At 56.4% G+C, this 20,434-nt stretch carries 17 protein-coding genes; 8 read left to right on the top strand and 9 right to left on the bottom strand.

The window, feature by feature from the left end; all coding sequences use genetic code 11:
* Window positions 1-82 precede the first annotated feature (82 nt).
* From C1J04_RS16530 to C1J04_RS19615, 3 genes are read left to right on the top strand one after another with little or no spacing between them, the layout of a single operon-like run.
* Window positions 83-595, top strand: a complete 513-nt coding sequence (locus C1J04_RS16530; protein ID WP_114865628.1) for a TRAP transporter small permease subunit — start codon at window positions 83-85, stop codon at window positions 593-595.
* Window positions 592-1,902, top strand: coding sequence for a TRAP transporter large permease (locus C1J04_RS16525; RefSeq protein ID WP_114865627.1), 1,311 nt, complete (start codon window positions 592-594; stop codon window positions 1,900-1,902). The genes C1J04_RS16530 and C1J04_RS16525 overlap by 4 nt, the downstream gene beginning before the upstream one ends.
* Before the next feature lie 28 nt (window positions 1,903-1,930).
* Complete coding sequence (locus C1J04_RS19615; protein ID WP_254693868.1) at window positions 1,931-3,043, top strand: C4-dicarboxylate TRAP transporter substrate-binding protein; 1,113 nt, start codon at window positions 1,931-1,933, stop codon at window positions 3,041-3,043.
* Between the two features lie 173 nt (window positions 3,044-3,216).
* On the opposite strand, the gene C1J04_RS16515 is transcribed toward C1J04_RS19615, so the two are convergent.
* From C1J04_RS16515 to C1J04_RS16475, 9 genes are all read right to left on the bottom strand, one after another.
* Entirely contained in the window at window positions 3,217-3,810 is a 594-nt protein-coding gene (locus C1J04_RS16515; protein ID WP_114865626.1) for a TetR/AcrR family transcriptional regulator, read from the bottom strand.
* Window positions 3,811-3,837: 27 nt separating this feature from the next.
* A complete protein-coding gene (locus tag C1J04_RS16510) occupies window positions 3,838-5,577 on the bottom strand; it encodes an aldehyde dehydrogenase family protein (RefSeq protein ID WP_114865625.1) in 1,740 nt (579 codons plus the stop codon).
* Window positions 5,574-7,196 (bottom strand): long-chain fatty acid--CoA ligase, encoded by a 1,623-nt coding sequence (locus C1J04_RS16505; RefSeq protein WP_114865624.1) that lies wholly within the window; start codon window positions 7,194-7,196, stop codon window positions 5,574-5,576. The genes C1J04_RS16510 and C1J04_RS16505 overlap by 4 nt, the downstream gene beginning before the upstream one ends.
* A gap of 76 nt (window positions 7,197-7,272) precedes the next feature.
* Window positions 7,273-9,000 (bottom strand): GMC family oxidoreductase, encoded by a 1,728-nt coding sequence (locus C1J04_RS16500; protein WP_254693867.1) that lies wholly within the window; start codon window positions 8,998-9,000, stop codon window positions 7,273-7,275.
* A 570-nt stretch (window positions 9,001-9,570) separates the two neighbouring features.
* Window positions 9,571-10,527 carry a branched-chain amino acid ABC transporter permease gene (locus C1J04_RS16495; RefSeq protein WP_441351662.1) on the bottom strand — a complete coding sequence of 319 codons (957 nt, stop codon included), beginning with the start codon at window positions 10,525-10,527 and terminating at the stop codon, window positions 9,571-9,573.
* 5 nt (window positions 10,528-10,532) lie between these two features.
* Window positions 10,533-11,420: a branched-chain amino acid ABC transporter permease gene (locus tag C1J04_RS16490; RefSeq protein ID WP_114865622.1), complete on the bottom strand. Its 888-nt coding sequence runs from the start codon at window positions 11,418-11,420 to the stop codon at window positions 10,533-10,535.
* 73 nt (window positions 11,421-11,493) lie between these two features.
* The gene (locus C1J04_RS16485; RefSeq protein ID WP_114865621.1) at window positions 11,494-12,696 is read right to left on the bottom strand and encodes an ABC transporter substrate-binding protein; all 1,203 of its coding nucleotides are present in this window, start codon (window positions 12,694-12,696) and stop codon (window positions 11,494-11,496) included.
* A gap of 42 nt (window positions 12,697-12,738) precedes the next feature.
* A complete protein-coding gene (locus C1J04_RS16480) occupies window positions 12,739-13,458 on the bottom strand; it encodes an ABC transporter ATP-binding protein (RefSeq protein ID WP_114865620.1) in 720 nt (239 codons plus the stop codon).
* On the bottom strand, window positions 13,451-14,200 hold the full coding sequence (locus C1J04_RS16475) for an ABC transporter ATP-binding protein (protein ID WP_114865619.1): 750 nt from the start codon (window positions 14,198-14,200) through the stop codon (window positions 13,451-13,453). The genes C1J04_RS16480 and C1J04_RS16475 overlap by 8 nt, the downstream gene beginning before the upstream one ends.
* Before the next feature lie 442 nt (window positions 14,201-14,642).
* On the opposite strand from C1J04_RS16475, the gene C1J04_RS16470 reads away from it, so the two are divergent.
* The 5 genes from C1J04_RS16470 (at window position 14,643) to istB (ending at window position 20,329) form a co-directional block, all read left to right on the top strand.
* The gene (locus C1J04_RS16470) at window positions 14,643-15,617 is read left to right on the top strand and encodes an ABC transporter substrate-binding protein (protein ID WP_114865618.1); all 975 of its coding nucleotides are present in this window, start codon (window positions 14,643-14,645) and stop codon (window positions 15,615-15,617) included.
* A 110-nt stretch (window positions 15,618-15,727) separates the two neighbouring features.
* The gene (locus C1J04_RS16465; RefSeq protein WP_114865617.1) at window positions 15,728-16,765 is read left to right on the top strand and encodes an ABC transporter permease; all 1,038 of its coding nucleotides are present in this window, start codon (window positions 15,728-15,730) and stop codon (window positions 16,763-16,765) included.
* Between the two features lie 10 nt (window positions 16,766-16,775).
* Window positions 16,776-17,840, top strand: a complete 1,065-nt coding sequence (locus C1J04_RS16460) for a quaternary amine ABC transporter ATP-binding protein (RefSeq protein WP_114865616.1) — start codon at window positions 16,776-16,778, stop codon at window positions 17,838-17,840.
* Window positions 17,841-18,068: 228 nt separating this feature from the next.
* Complete coding sequence (gene istA, locus C1J04_RS16455; RefSeq protein WP_114865400.1) at window positions 18,069-19,568, top strand: IS21 family transposase; 1,500 nt, start codon at window positions 18,069-18,071, stop codon at window positions 19,566-19,568.
* Window positions 19,565-20,329 carry an IS21-like element helper ATPase IstB gene (gene istB, locus C1J04_RS16450; protein WP_009824782.1) on the top strand — a complete coding sequence of 255 codons (765 nt, stop codon included), beginning with the start codon at window positions 19,565-19,567 and terminating at the stop codon, window positions 20,327-20,329. Before istA ends, istB begins: the two co-directional genes overlap by 4 nt.
* Window positions 20,330-20,434: the final 105 nt, after the last annotated feature.

Genomic DNA, 20,434 nt, shown 5'->3' with positions numbered 1-20,434 from the left:
TATTTGTCAACTGAACCTCGAGAGAGGAGGTTAAATCGGAAGTACGGGTACACATCCCGTCTTGGTATGGGGAGGAGGCCCGATGCTAAAGTTTTTCAACAGACTGTGCTCTTGGCTGATGTTCGTAGGTGGTTTCGGCGTCATTGCGATGATGCTGAACATCGTAGCTGATGTCATCGCAAAGCTGGTGTGGAATGCGCCGATCCAAGGCACGGTCGAAATGTCTTCCTACTATTATATGGTTGCGCTGGTCATGCTGCCGATGGCGTTTGTCGAGATGCAGGACCAGCAGATATCGGTTGATCTATTGTTCAATCACTTTCCGAACTGGCTTCAGAAGCTGGCCTTGTTCCTAAGCTGCATAGCCGCCGCGGCGATCCTTGTTGTTATGGCGTGGCGAACAGGTCTTGATGCGGTGCGGGCGCTGCGTGTGGGCGAAGTGGTCATGGGCGGACGCGAGGTCATCGTCTGGCCGTCACGGATGGTTTTGCCGCTCGGTTTTGGCCTTGCCAGTCTCGCTGCTTTTATACGCGCCGTCCTTGTGGTGCGCGGACAGCCTGTGACGCAATCGCAGCTAGATGGAAACATGTCATGAGTAACCTTTTGATCGGTTGGATCGGCGTAGGAGCCTTGTTTGGTTTGTTGGCCTTCCGGATGTCCATTGGCACGGCGCTTATGGCGGTGTCCTTTGTCGGCATTACTGTGATGTTCAACCTGCAAGCAGCACTTGGGATCGTGAGTGCGATGCCGTTCAACTTGATCGGGGATTGGTCGCTGACGGCGATCCCGATGTTTCTGTTTATGGGCTTTATTGCGGCCAATACCGGCCTGACTGCGGGCGCGTTTGATCTGTTGCGCGTTTTGTTGGCGCGAGTGCCGGGCGGGCTCGCTTCCGCGAGCGTTGGTGCCTGTGGCCTTTTCGCCGCGGCCTCGGGTTCGTCGATCGCGACAACCGCAGCGATGTCAAAGATTGCCGTGCCCGAGATGCTGAAAGCAAAGTACCATCCGTCGCTGGCCACAGGTGTTGTCGCGGCGTCGGGCACGCTTGGCTCGCTTATTCCGCCATCGATCCTGATGGTACTTTACGGCATCTTCACCGAGCAATCGATCGGCCAGCTGTTTATCGCAGGTGTCATTCCCGGCGTGCTATCGGCGTTTGTCTATATGGCAATGATTACCGTGCGTGCCACGGTGACGCCCGCGCTTGCACCCGCTGTCATTGAACGGGTTGATCGTAAAAAACTGCTGGGTCTGCTCTGGTCGGTCTGGCCCTTTCCTGTGCTGGTTCTGGGCGTCCTTGGCGGCATCTTCGGTGGATTTTTCACCCCGACCGAGGCGGGGGCCGTCGGGGCGTTTCTGGCTGCAACCGTCGCGCTGCTACGCCGCTCGCTCACGCGCAAGGCGTTGGCCGAGGCAATCCGCCAGACGACGCTGGCGACGTCTTCGATCTTCTTTCTGTCCATCGGCGCGGTGATGTTCACCCGGTTTATGGGGCTATCCGGTGTGCCACGGGCACTGACGGATATGATGCTATCGGTCTCTGACAACCAGTTCGTAATCATCCTTATGATCGCTGTGCTGTTCGTCATCCTGGGCATGGTAATCGACTCGATCGGCTTGATCCTGCTCACACTGCCTATCCTGCTGCCCGTGCTAGAAGCCGCCGACATCAACCTGATCTGGTTCGGCATCATTTGCATCAAATTGCTTGAGATCGGCCTTGTGACGCCGCCTGTCGGATTGAACCTTTACGTCCTACACAGCGCGCTATCGGGCGAGGTCAAGCTGCGCGACATCATCTCGGGCACCACGTGGTTCATTGCCATGGATATTTTGACCCTGTTCATCCTGATCGCCTTTCCCGCGATCAGCCTGTTCCTGCCCTCGCTCATGGCGCAGTGAAAACTTTTCAACCGGAGGAGACGACACAATGAAACTGAAGACATCCCTTTTGGCCCTCGCGGCCTGTGGCCTTGGCACTGCCGCCATCGCGCAAAACGCCAACCACTTCTTTGCCGAACGCCATTCGATGGTGCGCGGCCCCTACGTCGAGTTCGCCAAACGCGTGGCCGAGGAAACCAACGGGGACGTGAACTTTACCGTTTTCGCCGGTGGGTCGCTTCTGCCGCCGGCCGCATCCCTACAAGGCGTGCGGGATGGCGTTGCTCAAGTGACCTATCACGCCGGGACCTACACCCCGTCCGAACTGCCTGTCGCCAACCTGATCGGCAACTTTGCTTTTTATAACACCGATCCGATGGTCATGGCCTTTGCGTCGACTGAATTCGGCCTTACCAACGAGGCCGCACTGGCCGAGTGGAAAGAGAATGGCGTCGTTTTCGGCGGCGGCTATTCGACGTCGCAATATTACATGATGTGCAACACACCTGTCGCGACCTACGAGGACATTCAGGGCAAGCGTCTGCGCATGGCGGGCGGTGCCTGGTCACGCTTTGCCGAACATGTGGGCGCGGTACCCGTGTCGATCCCGTCAAGCGAGATGTACACTGGCCTCGACACAGGATCGCTTGATTGTGCGGTTGCGGCTGCGGATGCGTTGGATTCCTTTTCGCTTTCGGATGTGGTCACGCACATGAACACGTTGGCCGTCGGTAACTACTATGCCGGTTTCGAATGGGGCTATAACCCAGCGTTCTGGCAAGGCCTGTCGGAAGAGTCGCGCGACGTATTGTTTGACCAGATGGCATACTATCTTGCGCAGCACCGGGTCGAGTTCGACAAGGATGTTGATAAAGCGGTTTCCGCCGCCAAAGAAGGCGGCATGAAGATTTTCGAACCTGATCAGGCTCTGACGGAAGCGCTGGCGGAATTTGTAACCGCCGACGAGGCCGTGCTGATCGAGAACGCCAAGAGCCGCGGTATTGAGAACCCCGAAGCGCTGCTGGCAGACTACAAGCGCATCGTTGATCGCTGGGCTGCCCTGCTGGCGGATGTGGACCACGGCGATACCTATGCATTGGCAGCATTGGCCAAAGCAGAGATCTACGACAAGTTGGACCGGGCAAACTACGGTATGAACTAACCCACATATATTATGTACAGTCCCGAGGCGCTGCCACGGCGCCTCGGGGTTCCTACCGCCCTGCGACCTCATAGCGTTTTGATCCAAACGCTACCAGCAATGTAGACTGTCATTCGAAAGCGCGCAAATGATCAGAAGACTGTTTGCAGCATATGATGCAGACGCAGGTGGGGTTACCCGGCAGCGGCTTTGAGCACCTCGGTCATTTCCTCCAACTCACGCGGGCGACCAGAAACGCTCAACTGCAGCAGATATCGAAAAGCGCCGTCGAAACGCAGATAAAGAAGTTCCTTGGCTTTGCGCTCAGAGGCTATCGGATTCATCATCTCGATCAGCTGTTCTTCAATCTCGTCAACGACGGGAACGAAAGCTTGGTCAAATAGCGCTTGGTTTCGAATGTCGTACCAAAGCCGATGAAGCTCGGCTTCGGTACTGATCGTTTCTGCCAAAGCAGTACAGAACGCTGTCTTGATGCGATCTGGGTTGGAAATACCACTGACAGATGCAGAAATTATTTTGGCAAACTCGCTTTTGTACTGTCGCACACAGTAGATCAGAAGCTCGTCCTTATCCTCAAAATAGTAGTGCAGACTGCCAAGCGACATTTCTGATTGCGACGCAATATCACGCAGGGTCGTACGGGCATAACCATAAAGCTTAAGCGCGCTGATCGCACTTTGCGCAATCTCGCGTTTGCGGTTCTCACGCTTGCGGGCCTTATTCGCTTTTCGGTCCGCAAGCTTACCTGTTTGGGTCATGTCGTTCATCGGGCACTCACATTTGTCCCTGCCGACCTAGCCCAAAAGGGCGTGAAAGAAAATACGCGGCAGCTTGAACCAGCTGGGTTTGTACTGAAACCGGGTCAGCAAGCGACCGATATGATGCTGACGCTTGTTGGACACAAACCAGGGCGGCCGGGGCAGCAGGCTCATCCCGCCGGATAACAGATTGCGCGGGAAGGGGCGGAACGGGGCCTCGATCACCGTGCGTTCAACGTTTCCAAGCATGAAGGTATTGTGGACGGTGCCCACACCAGACTGGACGTGTTGCAAGGTTGCGCCAGCAAAGCCGCCCCAGGGACAGGCAGTCACCAGAAAGGCAAGGCCGGACCACGCATTGATCGCAATCGCGCCATAGCGGAATTCGGCGGTGATCTCTTCGAACCGTTTACGGCCCATGGCGCGGATCGTGGCAGGGTGGATGATGATATTGCCGCCCAATGTGCCATAGAGCGTGTCATTCGCCCATTTAATCGCTTCGATCAGATAGGTTTCGGCATCTTGTGCCTCGATATGCATGACACCAAGCGCAGATGTGAAGACTTCGGTCTGGGCCAGCCAATCGCTATCACCCTCGGCCATATCGGCAAGATAAAGCGGAGCCACATCCGCCCCACGATCCAGCTTTTGCGGGTTTTCGGCATGATCGACAAAAGCCTGTTGGCGATCTTCGGCACCGGGATAATAAGCGGCCCGTTTGGTGTGTTTGGCCATCACATCGGCGACGTTCCCCATCAGCTCGGCTGTCTTATCCCAGCCTTTCGGCAAAATAAGGCTCTGCACCGCGACACAGTTAAAGCCACCGTTATGCAGTTTCATGGTGGCGATGTTTTCCGCCTGAAAGCGCAAGTCCGCCTTGGTCCACGGGCCTGGTACGACGATGGTGGGGCAAACGGCACCAAGCTCGGATGTCATGTGTCGGGTGTTTTTCGGCGTGTTGGCGGCCTTGTTCTTCTCGCCTTCCTCGCCTGGACCCCAGACGATCAGATCATGGGTGGCGCGCGCACCGGTGATGTGGATTTCCTCGACCAGCGGATGCGTCGTAAGATAGGCCCCCGCTGGACCATCGCCACGATGGATACGTAGTGCGTCGCGGTCGATCAGCGGCTTCAGGGCGGCCTGCAAAGGCTCGGTCAGGTAGTCGTTGACGGGGTTCATTTTAAGCAAGACCACCTGGTTTTCCAGAAAGAGCTTCTGGAAAGCATCCAGCGGCGTGATCGCGGCGATATTGCCGGCGCCCAGAACCAGCGCGACCTTGCCACGCCGTTGGTCTGCCGGAATATCATAGGCTGATGCAGCGTTGTTCTTGAGGTTGGCGGGGGTCACGCCTTTTTGCATCCAGACATCCGCATGCACGCCCGAAATCAACAGCCGGTCCCAGATTGAATGTGGCACAACGCGCACGGCGGTTTGGCCGCTTGGCAGGCTGCGTTTCTTTAGCCCGTCCAGAAAGGTTTTGCCTTCCATCTGCGACAACGTATCGATCAGACCGTTGCAGCAGGACATGACGGCATAGGGCCCCGATGTCCATTCCTCCCCCAAGAGAGGGGAGCCTTGCGGGATGCCCTTGGCCTTACCCGCCGCATCGACCCATTCCTCGGCGACGCGCATCAGATTGTCTTTGACTGCCTGCAATACCGCGATGCGTTCGTCCAGCGAGGTTCGCGCCCAACGGTCCTTCGCCGCGTCGAGGGCTTTTAGTTCGACGTCATAGGCTGCTTGCAGATCGGGGGTGAAGTTACTTTGATGTTTCATGCGGCTCCCTCCAGAAGGACGTTCGCGTAGGTCTCGCGTAGTTTGAGTTTCACCACTTTGCCCGTGGCACCTAGGGGCAGTTCATCGACAAAGATCACCCGATCCGGCACCTGCCAGCTGGCGACTTTGCCGTCGTAGGTTTTCAGAAGCTCCGCTTCGGAGACGTCACCGGATTTGACCGCGATCAGGATCGGACGCTCGTCCCATTTAGGGTGATGGGCAGCGATGGCGGCGGCATTTGCGATCGCCGGATGACCGATTGCGATGTTTTCAAGCTCGACCGTAGAGATCCATTCGCCGCCGGATTTGATGATGTCCTTTGAACGGTCTCGGATCACCATGAAACCATCCGCGTCAATCGTGGCGACATCGCCAGTGTCGAACCAGCCATCGGGGGTCAGCGCCGAGTCTTCTTTGTTAAAGTAGCTGTGAACCACCCAAGGACCGCGCACCTGCAGGTCGCCCTGTGTTGCCCCGTCTTCGGGCAGTACATTCCCGGACTCATCTACCAGCCGGATTTCTACCCCGTAAACAGAGCGGCCCTGGCCCACGCGAATGTCGGTTTGCGCTTCGGTCGACAGACCCTCGTGGCGCTGCAGCAGACGGTTGACCGTCGCGAGGGGGCTGGTCTCTGTCATGCCCCACGCTTGAATCAATTCGACATCATATTTGTCACGGAACGCCGTATACATCGACGGTGGCATCGGTGCGCCACCGACAATAGTGCGGGTCAGGCTTGGCAGTTTAGAGCCGGATTTCTCCAGCGCCGCCAATAGCCCCATCCAAATTGTGGGCACGCCAAAGGCAGCAGTCACCTGTTGTGTGTCGATCAGGTTGGCCAGGCTGTCCCCATCCAGCCCCGGACCCGGCAGCACCAGTTTTGCACCAGCCGACGCCGCAGTATAGGGCACGCCCCACGCATTGACGTGGAACATTGGCACAACCGGCATCACCGTATCACAGGCCGAGATCGCAAGCCCGTCGGGCTGGTTGCCCACGAGCGCATGAAGCAAGGTCGACCGATGGGAATAAAGCACGCCTTTCGGGTTTCCCGTGGTTCCGGATGTGTAGCAAAGCGAAGAGGGCTGGCGTTCATCGAGTTCGGGCCAGACAAAATCCGGGTCTCCGTCAGCGATCAATTCATCATAGAACTGCAGCCCGTCAAGCATCTGGGCCGCCTCGTCGTCCCGTGGTCCCAGCAGAACGTAGTGCTCGACCGTATCAAACCGGTCCTTCAAGTTTGCCACAGCGGGCAGGAAGGTTCGGTCAAAGAACATCACCCGATCTTGCGCGTCATTGGCGATATAGACCATCTGGTCGGGATGCAGACGCGGATTGAGGGTATGGCAGATGAAGCCTGCACCCGAACTGCCAAAGTAAATCTCGAGGTGCCGCCGGTTATTCCATGCGATGGTGCCGCACCGGGTTTCCTGCGGCAGGCCCAGTTTGGTCAGTACCGAACCCAAGCGCCGCGCATTCTTGGCAACCTCTTGCCAGTTTGTGACGTCTACTGCGCCTGAAGTTTCAACCGAGACAATTTCGGTGCGCCCGTGGCAGCGGGCTGCGTGATCGATAAGGGAAGAGATCAGCAACTGCTGGTCCATCATTTTGCCAAGCATAGAGTGGCTCCGTAATTTTGAGACGATATGGGGGCTCGCGACCTCGGTCGCCCGAGGTCGCGAGGGGTAAGTCAAGTTAGGCCCGGATTAGATCAGAGCACTTTTCGCCAATCATGATGGCGGCAGCATTGGTGTTGCCATTGACGATCGTCGGCATGATAGACGCATCCGCGACGCGCAGCGCGTCGATCCCATGAACCTTTAGATCGGCGCCGACCACAGCCATGTCATCGGACCCCATTTTACAGGTGCCCACAGGGTGATAGATCGTCTGGATATTTGCCCGCAAATAGGCTCGAATTTCGTCATCGGTTTGAACATCCACCCCCGGAAAGCGCTCTTCGCCACGGAAATCATCCAGCGCAGGGGAGCTCATGATCTTACGCGCGATCTTGACCCCCTCGACCAGAATTTCCAGATCTTGAGCTTCGGCAAGAGCATTCGGGTTGATCAGCGGCGCATCCTCTGGGTTGGCTGACGCGAGCGTGATTTCACCAACTGACTTCGTCCCAACGAGGCTCGGCATGATGGTAAAGCCTTCGCTGTCCGTTGGATTGCCAGCACCGTCCGAGATGAACCAGGTAGGGGCAAAATGAAACTGAAGATCAGGGGCAGGGGCGTCCGGCATAACCGTCAGATATCCGCCTGCTTCGCCAATATTCGACGTGAGCATTCCCATGCCCTTGGCGAGCAGTTCCGCCTGCTCAGGCTCAGTCGCATGGGCGAGGGTTACGGGTTGCGTGCAGACATGGGCAACCGGTGCCATCAGGTGTTCCTGAAGGTTCTGACCAACACCGGGGAGGTCATGAACCACCTCGATCCCCAGCTCTGTCAGGGCGCTGCGTGATCCAATGCCCGACAGCATCAAAATCTGGGGTGAGCCGATCGATCCTGCCGACAGGATGACTTCAGCCTCCGCCATGACCTCATGCATCTCGTCGCCTGCTTTAAACCGCACACCGACGCAGCGGCCATTTTCGACAAGGAGCTTGTGCACATGGGATTCGGCCTGAATCGCGAGATTGTCGCGCGTTAGGGCAGGGTGCAAGAAAGCGACGGCCGTCGAATTTCGCATCCCGTCTTTTTGCGTGACCTGATACAGGCCGAACCCTTCCTGCTCTGTGCCCGCATTGAAATCGGGCTGCGCTGGATAGCCCGCCTCTACAGCGGCATCGACCATCGCGAGCGTCACAGGGTTAGGGTCGCGCAGGTCCGCTACGTTCAGCGGGCCACCTGTGCCGTGATGATCACCGGCACCGCGTTCGTTATTTTCCGACCGCTTGAATAGAGGCAGGACATCTGCGTGGCTCCAGCCGGGGTTTTCTGCCCCCCAAGCATCATAACAGATCGGATTGCCCCGCTTGTAGATCATCGCATTGATCGAGCTTGACCCACCAAAAACTTTTCCTCGGGGCATATACAGTTGAATATCGGCGGAATGCTTTTGGGGCGTGCTGCGGTAAGCCCAGTCTAGCGGGGTCTGAAATAGATTTGGAAAGGCAGCAGGAATGTGGATAAACTGGTTTTCATCCGCAGGCCCTGCTTCAAGCACGAGCACGTTCTTGTCCGGGTCCTCCGACAGGCGCGCCGCAAGGGCACAACCCGCAGAGCCGGCACCGATAATGATGTAATCATATTTTTCGGCTGCTTGCGCCTTGGCATGGCTGGCCCCTAGTGCAAGAGGTGCCGCAGCGGCCACCCCGAGTGCTGCGCTTTTGCGCATAAAGTCACGCCGCGAAATACGGCCTGCGTCAAATTCCTGTGCAACGGCTGCGTATCTTGTCTGGTTCTTTTCGCTGTTCATGATCGACTCCTCCCAAGTCATTTTCATCAAGGACTGCCCCTCCACTGGCGACCCTTGATACTACCGGGCATCTGAACAGACGAACTGGTCATTTGTCCAGTATTTTATGATTTGCATCTCTGAGCAGGTAATTAATTAGCATTAACAGACAGTTGCGATATCTAAGGCTGATGAAGTCATACCCCGTCGACTCTGCGATTTCGCGGATCTCTTAGAATTTCACACAACGAACTCCACAATTTCCGGCTTCGCTTATTATGCCGGGCTACGTGAAGCGAAGTGTATTAACCGCTCGGCAACGGCGGTAAATATGGCTAATTTCAGCCGTCATCTAGACCGCACGGGCCGGTAGGTTGCAAATGCAGTGCGCATCTTCAGGTCGGGCCTTCGGCCGTTCGGAGATGTTCAACGTGCCGGTGCCAAAAAGAATTGAGCCTGCTGCAGCCCAGTCGACCTAGCGTATAAAATTCGTAGCTATGACATGGCAAAGCAGAAATTCTCAAAAGCGAGGAGGGGTAATAGTTCCTTCGCTTTTGAAGTTGGGAAGGCCAAAAACGTCCTAAGCCGCGATTACAAAGGCTTTTTAAACCAACGAGCCAAGACCCCAACGATGCCCTCCCGGAACATCAAAACGCCGATGACGAAAATCACACCTTGGATGATCGTGACCCATGCGCCGAAAGTTGCCAGATAGTTCTGCATGGTGACGATAAGCCCTGCGCCTACAAGGGGCCCAAAGATCGTACCCATGCCGCCCAGCAGAGTCATCAGAACGACCTCTCCTGACATGGACCAATGCACGTCCGTTAGAGAAGCCAACTGGAATACCTGCGATTTCGTGGCCCCCGCGACCCCCGCCATCGTCGCGGACAAAGTGAAAACGATAAGTTTGTACCGGTTGACGTTGTAGCCCAAAGAAATTGCACGGGGTTCGTTTTCGCGGATCGCCTTGAGCACTTGGCCGAAGGGGGAATGCACAATGCGGTACAAAAACAATATCCCGCCAAAGGTGACGGCGAGAACGAAGAAATAGAGCGCTAGGTTGTCGGACAGGTCGAAAAGCCCGAACAGGGCACCGCGCGGAACGCCCTGAATGCCGTCTTCGCCGCCGGTAAAGTCTGTCTGAAGCGCGGTAAAATAGACCATTTGTGCAAAGGCCAGCGTTACCATCGCAAAATATATGCCTTGCCTGCGGATCGCCAGTGACCCGATGACAAAACCCAAACCGCCTGCCGCCGCTGCACCGCAAAGAACGGCCAGCTCTGGTGTCAGACCCCAGACCTTGGCCGCGTGCGCCGCAACATAGCTGGCACCCCCAAAATACGCGGCATGTCCGAACGACAACAATCCGCCGAAGCCCAGCAAAAGGTTAAAGGCCGCGGCGAAGAGAGCGAAACACATCACCTTCATTGCAAACACGGGGTAGACGAAAAATGGCAGCACGATCAGCGCGGCCAGAAGCACCCCAAAGATGATCTTATGAAGTGTTGGCATGCCTGTAGCTTCGCCTTTGGTTTTGTCAGCCATTGCCATTATGCGGTCCTCCCGAACAGACCTTCAGGTTTGATCATCAAAACGATTGCCATGATGACGAAAATAACGACGGCTGAGCCCTCGGGGTAAAACACCCGCGTCAATCCTTCGACGATACCAAGCATATAGCCCGTGACGATGGCCCCCATGATGGAGCCCATCCCACCGATCACAACGACGGCAAAAACCACGATAATAAGTTGTTCGCCCATTGTCGGGTTCACGGAATAGATCGGGGCAGCCAAGACGCCAGCAAATCCAGCCAGCGCGACACCAAACCCGTAAGTCAGCATCACCATCAGCGGAACGTTCACGCCAAATGCGCCTACAAGCGTCGGATTTTCGGTCGCAGCGCGTAGATAGGCACCCAAACGCGTCTTCTCGATGGCGAACCAGGTGGCAAAGCACACAAGAACAGACGCGACAACGACCCATGCGCGATAGTTCGGCAGGAACATAAACCCAAGGTTCTGCCCACCCGAAAGCACAGCAGGGATTTGATAGGGTAATCCCGAGATGCCGTAATAGTTGCGGAACAGGCCCTGAATGATCAACGCCAACCCAAATGTCAGCAGCAGGCCATAGAGGTGATCCAGATGGTATAGGCGCGACAACATGGTGCGTTCGATGACGACACCAAAGACACCCACGATCAGCGGTGCCACGAACAAAGCGGGCCAATAGCCAATGCCCAGATAATTCAATAGCATCCACGCGACAAAGGCACCTGCCATGTACAACGCGCCATGGGCAAAGTTGATGATGTTCAGAAGGCCAAAGATAACCGCAAGGCCCAGCGATAGAACCGCGTAAAACGACCCGTTGATCAGGCCAAGCAAAAGCTGTCCTAAAAGAACCTGCGGCGGCACTCCCAATAACTCAAACATATCCTGGCCCTATAGTGGTGTGGAAAGAAACATCCATCCCACCAGCACGGTGGGATGGAAAATACGCGATGCGTTACTTCTTGGAGAAGTCGCACTCTTCAAGCATGGGCAAGAATGCCTCTTCGCCACTGATGGAGGAAATCTCTTTGTAAAGATCCCATTCGCCGGTCGACTCATCAGGTGTTTTGACTTCGAAAAGGTACATATCGTGCAGCGCACGACCGTCGGCACGCACTGTCACTTTGCCGAACAGTGGGTCTTCGATGTCCATTGCTTTCATCTTGTCGACGATCGCTTTGCCATCTTCGGCACTACCCAGTTCTTTCACGGCCGCAAGATATGCCATTGTAGAAGAATAAACACCGGCCTGTACCATGTTGGGCATGGAACCATGCGCTTCCATAAAGCGGTCCGACCATGCGCGTGTTTCATCGTTCTGGTCCCAATAGAACGCTTCCGTCAGCGACAGGCCTTGGGCTGTTTGCACACCCAAAGCATGGACATCGTTGGTGAACATAAGCAAAGCAGCTAGCTTTTGACCGGCTTGCGTGATCCCAAATTCAGATGCTTGCTTGATGGAGTTCACGGTATCGCCGCCGGCGTTTGCCAGGCCGATCACATCAGCGCCACTGCCTTGTGCTTGCAGCAAGAAAGACGAGAAATCCTGGTTCGGGAACGGCACATTGACCTGGCCCACAACCTCGCCACCGTTGGCCTCAACAACCGCCGAGGTGTTTTCTTCAAGCGAGTGACCAAAGGCGTAGTCTGCGGTCATGAAGAACCACTTTTTACCACCTGCATTGGTCAACGCCGCACCGGTGCCATTGGCAAGGGACGCTGTGTCATATGTCCAGTGCACGGACGTCGGGCGACATTGTTCGCGGGTCAAAGCCGTTGAACCGGCACCCGAAATCAAGAATACGCCGTTGTTTTCAGCGGTGATGTCGGCCACAGCCAGCGCAACCGAGGATGTCGGCACGTCGAGGATCGCGTTTACACCATCTACATCATACCATTGGCGCGTGATGTTCGAACCGATGTCGGGCTTGTTCTGGTGGTCAGCAGAGATGATTTCGACGTTCATCCCATTTTCGGCAGCTTTGAAATCTTCGACCGCCATGCGTGCCGCCACAACCGAGCCTTCGCCGGACAAATCGGCATATACGCCGGACCGGTCATTGAGCACGCCGAGCTTGACGCTGATGTCTTGCGCCAGTGCGGGTGCTGCAGTCATCGCGGCGAATACCGCGGTGCTGATAACAAGATTCTTGGTCATAAATTACCCTCCTGATTACGACGCCTAAGCGTCCTGTTTTCCCTACACGCCCAGATAGTCGTGAAGCTTCTGGGCGTTTTCCTCCAGTTGGTCGTTGGGGATCATGTCAACGACCTTCCCCTGATCCACAACGTAATGCCGGTCTGCGACGGAGGCCGCAAAACGGAAGTTCTGTTCTACCAGCACGATTGTGAAACCTTCGTCTTTAAGCGCTTTGATGGTGTGCCCGATCTGCTGGACGATCACCGGTGCCAACCCTTCCGTCGGCTCGTCAAGCAGCAGGAACTTGGCCCCTGTGCGCAAGATCCGCGCGATCGCCAGCATTTGCTGTTCGCCACCTGATAGCTTGGTGCCCTGACTGCTTTTGCGACGCTCGTACAAATTCGGAAACAGATCATAAATCCGCTCGACGCTCAGTCCGCCGTCGGCAATGCGCGGCGGCAACATGAGGTTCTCTTCGACGCTCAAAGACGAGAATATGCCGCGTTCTTCGGGGCACAGAGCCATGCCAAGCCGCGCAATCTGTCGGGGCTGCAGGCTGATCATCTCTGTGCCGTTAAAGGTGATTGATCCGGCGCGTTTGGCCAAGATACCCATGATGGCCAAAAGGGTAGATGTCTTGCCAGCGCCATTGCGGCCAAGCAACGTCACGACTTCGCCCTGGCGTACCTCAAAGTCGATACCGTGCAGCACGTGGCTTTCGTCGTACCAGCCCCGCAGATCTTGGACTTTTAACAATACATTGGACAGGGGTTCAGTCATGGTTGGCTCCGATGTAGGCTTCGATCACTTCGGGCGCTTTAGATATCTGTTCGTATGTCCCCTCAGCCAGAATTTCGCCGCGCGCGAGGACAGTGATATGATCTGAAAGTTCAGCCACAACCGACAGATTGTGTTCGACCATCAGCACGGTGCGGTTCTCAGCAATTCGGCGGATCAACTGCGAGATCCGCTCGACGTCTTCGCGGCCCATACCGGCCATAGGTTCATCCAAAAGCAACATGTCTGGGCTAAGCGCCAGCGTGGTCGCAATCTCTAGCGCGCGCTTTCGGCCATAAGGCAATGATGCGGCACGTTCGTCTGTAAGATCGCTCAGTCCAACCTCGGCGATGTAGTCGCGGGCTTGGTCGTCGAACTTTGACAAAATACGGTCAGACCGCCAGAAATCATAGCTTTCCCCGCGGGCTCGCTGCAACGCTACACGGACATTCTGCAAAACCGTAAGATCGGGAAAGATCGCCGAGATTTGGAAGGACCGCACCATGCCGAGACGCGCAATCTCTGACGGCATCATCCGGGTGATGTCGCGCCCCTCGTAGGTTATCTGACCACGGGTAGGCTGCAGGAATTTTGTCAGCAGATTAAAGCACGTGGTTTTGCCCGCACCATTGGGGCCAATCAGCGCATGAATCGTGCCTTTCTTGACCGAAAGATCGACATTATTGACAGCGATGAAACCCTTGAACTCTTTGGTCAAGCCCTTCGCTTGTAGCGCTATAGTCATTGCTCCCCTCCCAAGGTCAATTCCCAGCAACGCTCACTAAGAGCTTAGTTTAAGAAGATGTCAAATGGGTGTTTCATTTTTTTTGAACGACCGGTCAGAAACCAATAGTCAAAGCGCAGTGTCACAGTTCATTTAACCGTGGCTATAGGGCGGTTTTTTCGTTTGTCCTGCAATTTTCTAACGTTCGCAGCGTTTTGCATTGAAAACTGGCAATCTGGCAGAACTCCCCTGATGATCGGGTTGCAAACCGAGACCACCGTAGTAGGATCCCGCTGAAGCACAAATTGACGCGACATATCATCCCGTTGAAAGCTGTATGGGGCACTGGATCTTGTACCTGTTTCTAAGGTCGGACCGGTGCATATGCCCGTGACGACGCTTTGCCGGCCCGCGCGATAAAGTCGCGGCCGCTAAATTGAATGAACGAATAGGAGTTTCTACTATGAACCGCTACATCCTTAGCGCTGCGCTGGCCGCTGTCACCATCCCAGGTGCCGCATTGGCGAATGAAGACTGCGGCGAGATCACCATCGCCGAGATGAACTGGGCCTCTGCCGGTGTTGTTGTGGCTGTGTCCAACTTCCTGCTCGAGCAAGGGTATGGCTGTGATGTCACAATCGTCCCGTCCGACACCACGCCCGCCGTGACCTCGCTTTCCGAGAACAATGAGCCCGATATCGTGCCGGAGCTTTGGCCAAACTCGGCCGGTGACGCCTATGAAAAAATCAAGGCTGACGGTAAGATCGTTGAATTGACCAGCGTTCTTGAACCCGGCGGTGTCGAAGGCTGGTGGATCCCGACGTATCTGGCCGAAGCGCACCCCGAGCTGAAAACCATCGAAGGTGTGATGGCGAACCCCGAGTTGGTCGGCGGCATGTTCAATAACTGTCCCGATGGCTGGGGCTGCCGGATTGTGAACGACAACCTGATCCGCGCGATGGATCTGGAAGGCTCGGGCATCGAAGTCTTCAACCACGGTTCGGGCGAAACGCTGGCCACGTCGATGGCATCGGCCGTGCAAAGCGAAGAGCCTTGGTTTGGCTACTATTGGGGACCCACCACACCACTGGGCAAGTTCGACATGACCAAGGTCAGCCTTGGCGAAGAGATCGAGGCAGCACAAAAAGCTAACGCGAATGCTGATTCCGCGGACGCGGCCGTTACCGAATTTGCCACGGCACCCGTCTTGACAGTTGTTACCAAGGATTTCCAAACCTCCCACCCAGAGGTTACCGAGCTGATGTCCAAGGTACAGTTCGAAACGGACCAGATGAGCAGCCTGTTGGCATGGATGGACGAGAACAACGCCAGCAGTGAAGAAGCCGCTGTCTACTTCCTGACAAACAACACCGAAATCTGGAAAGACTGGATCAACGACGACGCGCGCGCAAAGCTGTCCGCGCTTCTTGGCGATTGATCTGAAACGACACTTTGGGGCGGTCCGGTGCATCAAGCACCGGGCCGCCTTTTCTAGGTAATCGACTTTAAAGAACGAAGGGCAGATGCAATCGCCCTCACGGGGGATGCATGGCAACATACGATTTTATCTTCGACAAACTCGGCTTGCGCGATTGGTGCGGCGGCAGAGTTGGCGGCGATGGCACCCCGATGTCGATGGCTGAACTGCTGGGCAAAACAACCGGCACTGCAGACGAGGTTTCGGCATGGGACACACCGTTTCCATCGCTCGACAATCTGCACGATGCCTGCGACGCAATCCCGCAGTCGCGCGACCTGACCACTGGTCTTGAAAGCGGGTTCTTGAACATCAAGGACAGTCTGAAAGTCGTCGTCGACCCCCTCACACAACCTCTTAGCTGGGCGCTGAACGAAATGCTCTGGGTGATGCAGGCGGTGCCGTGGTGGATCATGATCCCACTGTTGATGCTGATCACCTTTGTGGTCGGACGGTCGCTCAAGCTGGTCGGACTTGTAGCGCTTTGTTTCGGGTTTCTCGCGTTTGTCGATTACTACGATTACACAATGCAAACGCTCGCGATCATTTTCGTCTGCGCCTTCATATGCGTGCTTCTTGGCGTGCCGATAGGGATTGCGATGTCACGCAGTGACCGCACCCAACGGATTATGATCCCGATCCTCGACATGCTGCAAACCCTGCCGCCTTTTGTGTATCTGATCCCGCTTATCTTCCTCTTTTCGGTCACAGAGCCAAAGCTGTATGGGATCGCGATTATTCTCTATGCCATCGTGCCCGTCGTCCGACTGACCGACCTGGGCATCCGCCTTGTCGATAAGGATGTGATAGAGGCAGCCGACGCCTTCGGCATGACAAGCCGCCAAAAACTATTCGGGGTGCAAATACCGCTGGCGTTGCCCAACATTATGGCCGGCGTGAACCAGACAATTATGATGAGCCTCGCAATGGTCGTAATCGCTTCGCTGGTGTCCGCACCGGGGCTTGGGGTGCTGGTTCTGCGCGGTATTCGCAGCCTGGAACTGGGCGTCGGTCTGCTCTCGGGTTTGGGGATCGTACTGCTTGCAATCATTCTTGATCGGGTGACTAAAGCAGCACTTGCACGCATCAATGCCGGCCAGGCAGAATAAGGAAACGGACATGTCAGACGATATTAAAATCAAAATCCGGAACCTGTATAAAATTTTCGGCGATGACCCGAAAGCAGCGCTAGAGCATGTAAAGAATGGCATGGGAAAGACGGAGCTGCTGGCCGAGCATAACCACGTGCTGGGTCTTAACGACATCAACGTTGATATACCCGCCGGCAAGACCACGGTGATCATGGGGCTATCGGGATCGGGGAAGTCGACCCTGATCCGACACCTGAACCGGCTGATCGACCCGACCGCTGGCGAGGTGTTGGTCGATGGCGAGGATATCTTGTCTTATAATGACAAACAGCTGCGTGACTTGCGGCAACATCGAATGTCGATGGTGTTCCAGAAATTCGCGCTGTTCCCCCACCGGACTGTTCTGGAGAATACTGGCCTCGCGCCGTCAATCGAAGGGCAAAGCCTGAAGAAGTACGAAAGCGAAGCACAAAAATGGCTCGCCCGTGTTGGCCTTGAGGGGCAGGGCGATCAATATCCGCATCAGCTGTCCGGCGGGATGCAGCAACGTGTCGGCATCGCCCGCGCATTGACTAGCAATTCTGACATCATGCTGATGGACGAGGCATTTTCAGCACTGGATCCACTGATCCGTACCGATATGCAAAACCTACTGATTGAACTGCAAGACGAGTTACAAAAGACCATCGTCTTCATCACTCACGATCTAGATGAATCCCTCAAGCTCGCGGACCATCTGGTTATTCTGAAAGACGGTTTTGTCGTCCAACAAGGTGAGCCCCAGCATATTCTTTTGAACCCCTGCGACCCGTACATCGAAGATTTTGTCAGCGACATCAACCGCGCGCGCGTTTTGCGCGTCCGGTCCGTCATGCGTAAGACCACAGAAACAACGGGAGATATTAGCGGCGAAGTCGATCACAACGACAACCTAGAATCGCTTATCGAGAAGTCCGGCGGCGACACGACCAACCGCTATCGTGTAATGAAAGAAGGCCAGCAAGTTGGCACCTTGGAAATGGCGGATCTGGTACGCTCTTTGGTGCCGCAAGGCGGGTCGTCCGATCCCGACGCTGCACGGCGAACCGGATAATTCTATTTCCCGATCGCAACATGATACGACGTCGCAAATCTCGCATGCGGCAAAACGGGACGTGCTTGGTGTTTTAACAGGTGCCTTACGATGGCAGGCTTTTGATACCCCGCGAACGCCTGTGAACGGCGGAGCAATACTCGGCCACGGTAGCGACGGCATAGTGTTGTCGCGGGCGGCGTAAAAGTCGTCCACTTTTGCCCTTTCGGATTTCGGGAGGGCTTGGGGATATACACCGTGGACTTGTATTTGAAGGTGCGTCACGCTCATTTCCAGGATGGATTGAGCGGGCGTCAGATTGCCCGGGATTTTGGGATCAGCCGGGACAGTGTTGCGAAGATGTTGGCCTATTCGGAACCGCCGGGATATCGGCGGACAGCGCCGATCAGGCGCCCGAAGCTGGATGCGTTCACCAGCCAGATGGACCAATGGCTTGCTGAAGACAGGAGCCGCCCTCGCAAGCAGCGTCACACCGCCAAGCGTATTTTCGAGCGGTTGCGGGACGAGTGCGGTTTTGATGGCAGCTACACCATCGTCAAGGATTACGTTCGAGACCGTAAGCGGACCGGCAAGGAGATGTTCGTGCCGCTGAGCCATCCGCCCGGTCATGCACAGGCCGATTTTGGTGAAGCGCTTGTCGTGATCGGCGGCGTCGAGCAGAAGGCACACTTCTTTGCCCTCGATCTGCCGCACAGCGACGCATGCTACATCCGGGCCTATCCTGCGGCCAATACCGAGGCGTGGCTTGACGGCCATGTCCATGCCTTTGCGTTCTTCGGCGCGGTTCCCCAGTCGGTTCTTTATGACAATGACCGCTGCCTGGTAGCCCGGATTCTGCCGGATGGCTCCCGGCAAAGAACCCAGCGGTTCAGCGCGATGTTGTCGCATTACGTGATTCGGGACCGCTATGGCCGTCCCGGCAAGGGCAATGACAAAGGGGCCGTGGAGGGGCTGGTCGGCTACGGACGTCGCAACTTCATGGTGCCGATCCCGTCCTTTCCGGACTGGCACGCGTTCAACGCTCACCTGGAAGAGCAGTGCCGCAAGCGCCAGGGTGATGTTCTGCGTGGCCACAAGGTCAGCATCAGGGAACGGCTGAAGGCCGATCTCGCGGCGATGCGGGATTTGCCCGGCACCCCCTTTGAGGCTTGTGAGTTGCAAAGTGGCCAGGTCACATCGACATCGGTGGTGCGTTATCGCGGCAATGATTACTCGGTGCCGGTTGCCTACGGCCACCGTGCGGTCTGGATCAAGGGCTTCGTGACCCGGGTTGTTATCGGCTGCGGCGCCGAGGTGATCGCTGAGCATTCGCGCTCCTATGACACCGGCGACATGGTGTTTGATCCACTGCATTACCTGGCGCTGATCGAACGCAAGATCATGTCCTTCGATCAGGCCGCGCCTCTGCAGGGCTGGGAGTTGCCCGAAGCGTTCAAAACCCTGCGCCGACTGCTGGAAGCCCGGCAGGGAAAGGCCGGCAAGCGCGAGTATGTGCAGGTCCTGCGCCTTCTGGAGCGCTTCGAGATTGACGTGCTGCATCTTGCCGTCAAAGATGCCCTGCGAATGGGAGCGGTCAGCTTCGATGCAATCAAGCACCTGATCTTGTGCAGGGTCGAGCAAAGGCCTCCGAGGCTGGATCTGGATGTCTATCCCTTCCTGCCCAGAACCAACATCACCACCACCTCCGCCGCATCCTACATGAGCCTGCTGGCAGGAGGTGGGGCATGACGGATGCACCCGAACTGCTGCTGGCCCACCATCTCAAAACGCTTCGGCTGCCCACGTTCTTGCGTGAACATGACAAGCAGGCCCGTATCTGCGCCGCTGAAGGCGTAGATCACGTGCGTTACCTGGCCCGGCTGACCGAGCTGGAACTGATCGACCGGGAACGGCGCATGGTGGAACGCCGGATCAAGGCCGCAAAGTTCCCGACCATCAAAAGCCTGGACAGCTTCGACTTCAAGGCGATCCCGTCGCTCAACAAGATGATGGTGCTGGAGCTGGCGCGCTGCGAATGGATCGAACGCAAGGAGAATGTGATCGCGCTCGGTCCCTCCGGCACCGGCAAGACCCATGTCGCCCTCGGGCTGGGACTGGCTGCCTGCCAGAAAGGATTGCCTGTCGCCTTCGTGACCGCCGCAGCCCTCGTGCACGAGATGATGGAGGCCCGCGACGAAAAACGCCTCCTGCAACTCCAGCGCAAACTCGCCAAGGTCAAACTGCTGATCATCGACGAGCTGGGATTCGTCCCCTTGAGCAAAACCGGCGCCGAGCTTCTGTTCGAGCTGATCTCACAGCGCTACGAGCGAGGGTCGACCCTGATCACAAGCAACCTGCCCTTCGAGGAGTGGACCGAAACCTTCAGCACCGAACGCCTGACCGGCGCGCTGCTGGACCGGCTGACACACCACGTCAACATCCTCGAGATGAACGGCGAAAGCTACCGCCTCAATCAAAGCCGCGCCCGCCTCGCCGCCGCTAACAAATGAACCTCACAGAATTGGCCTGACGGCCAATGCGCCTTGGACCGGGCTTGCTATATGAGGGCCGCACGCTCCAAGGCGCTCGCCCCAAACTGGCCGACTTTTGCTCCG

The sequence above is a fragment of the Sulfitobacter sp. SK025 genome, from assembly GCF_003352105.1.
Classification (GTDB): Bacteria; Pseudomonadota; Alphaproteobacteria; order Rhodobacterales; family Rhodobacteraceae; genus Sulfitobacter; species Sulfitobacter pontiacus.
The sequence above is the reverse complement of the archived record's forward strand: the minus strand, read 5'-3'. Positions and strand labels throughout refer to the sequence as shown.

Coding starts and splice junctions, on each gene's coding strand:
- C1J04_RS16530 (WP_114865628.1), top strand. CDS start 83: ATGCTAAAGTTTTTCAACAGACTGTGCTCTTGGCTGATGTTCGTAGGT.
- C1J04_RS16525 (WP_114865627.1), top strand. CDS start 592: ATGAGTAACCTTTTGATCGGTTGGATCGGCGTAGGAGCCTTGTTTGGT.
- C1J04_RS19615 (WP_254693868.1), top strand. CDS start 1,931: ATGAAACTGAAGACATCCCTTTTGGCCCTCGCGGCCTGTGGCCTTGGC.
- C1J04_RS16515 (WP_114865626.1), bottom strand. CDS start 3,810: ATGAACGACATGACCCAAACAGGTAAGCTTGCGGACCGAAAAGCGAAT.
- C1J04_RS16510 (WP_114865625.1), bottom strand. CDS start 5,577: ATGAAACATCAAAGTAACTTCACCCCCGATCTGCAAGCAGCCTATGAC.
- C1J04_RS16505 (WP_114865624.1), bottom strand. CDS start 7,196: ATGCTTGGCAAAATGATGGACCAGCAGTTGCTGATCTCTTCCCTTATC.
- C1J04_RS16500 (WP_254693867.1), bottom strand. CDS start 9,000: ATGAACAGCGAAAAGAACCAGACAAGATACGCAGCCGTTGCACAGGAA.
- C1J04_RS16495 (WP_441351662.1), bottom strand. CDS start 10,527: ATGGCTGACAAAACCAAAGGCGAAGCTACAGGCATGCCAACACTTCAT.
- C1J04_RS16490 (WP_114865622.1), bottom strand. CDS start 11,420: ATGTTTGAGTTATTGGGAGTGCCGCCGCAGGTTCTTTTAGGACAGCTT.
- C1J04_RS16485 (WP_114865621.1), bottom strand. CDS start 12,696: ATGACCAAGAATCTTGTTATCAGCACCGCGGTATTCGCCGCGATGACT.
- C1J04_RS16480 (WP_114865620.1), bottom strand. CDS start 13,458: ATGACTGAACCCCTGTCCAATGTATTGTTAAAAGTCCAAGATCTGCGG.
- C1J04_RS16475 (WP_114865619.1), bottom strand. CDS start 14,200: ATGACTATAGCGCTACAAGCGAAGGGCTTGACCAAAGAGTTCAAGGGT.
- C1J04_RS16470 (WP_114865618.1), top strand. CDS start 14,643: ATGAACCGCTACATCCTTAGCGCTGCGCTGGCCGCTGTCACCATCCCA.
- C1J04_RS16465 (WP_114865617.1), top strand. CDS start 15,728: ATGGCAACATACGATTTTATCTTCGACAAACTCGGCTTGCGCGATTGG.
- C1J04_RS16460 (WP_114865616.1), top strand. CDS start 16,776: ATGTCAGACGATATTAAAATCAAAATCCGGAACCTGTATAAAATTTTC.
- istB (WP_009824782.1), top strand. CDS start 19,565: ATGACGGATGCACCCGAACTGCTGCTGGCCCACCATCTCAAAACGCTT.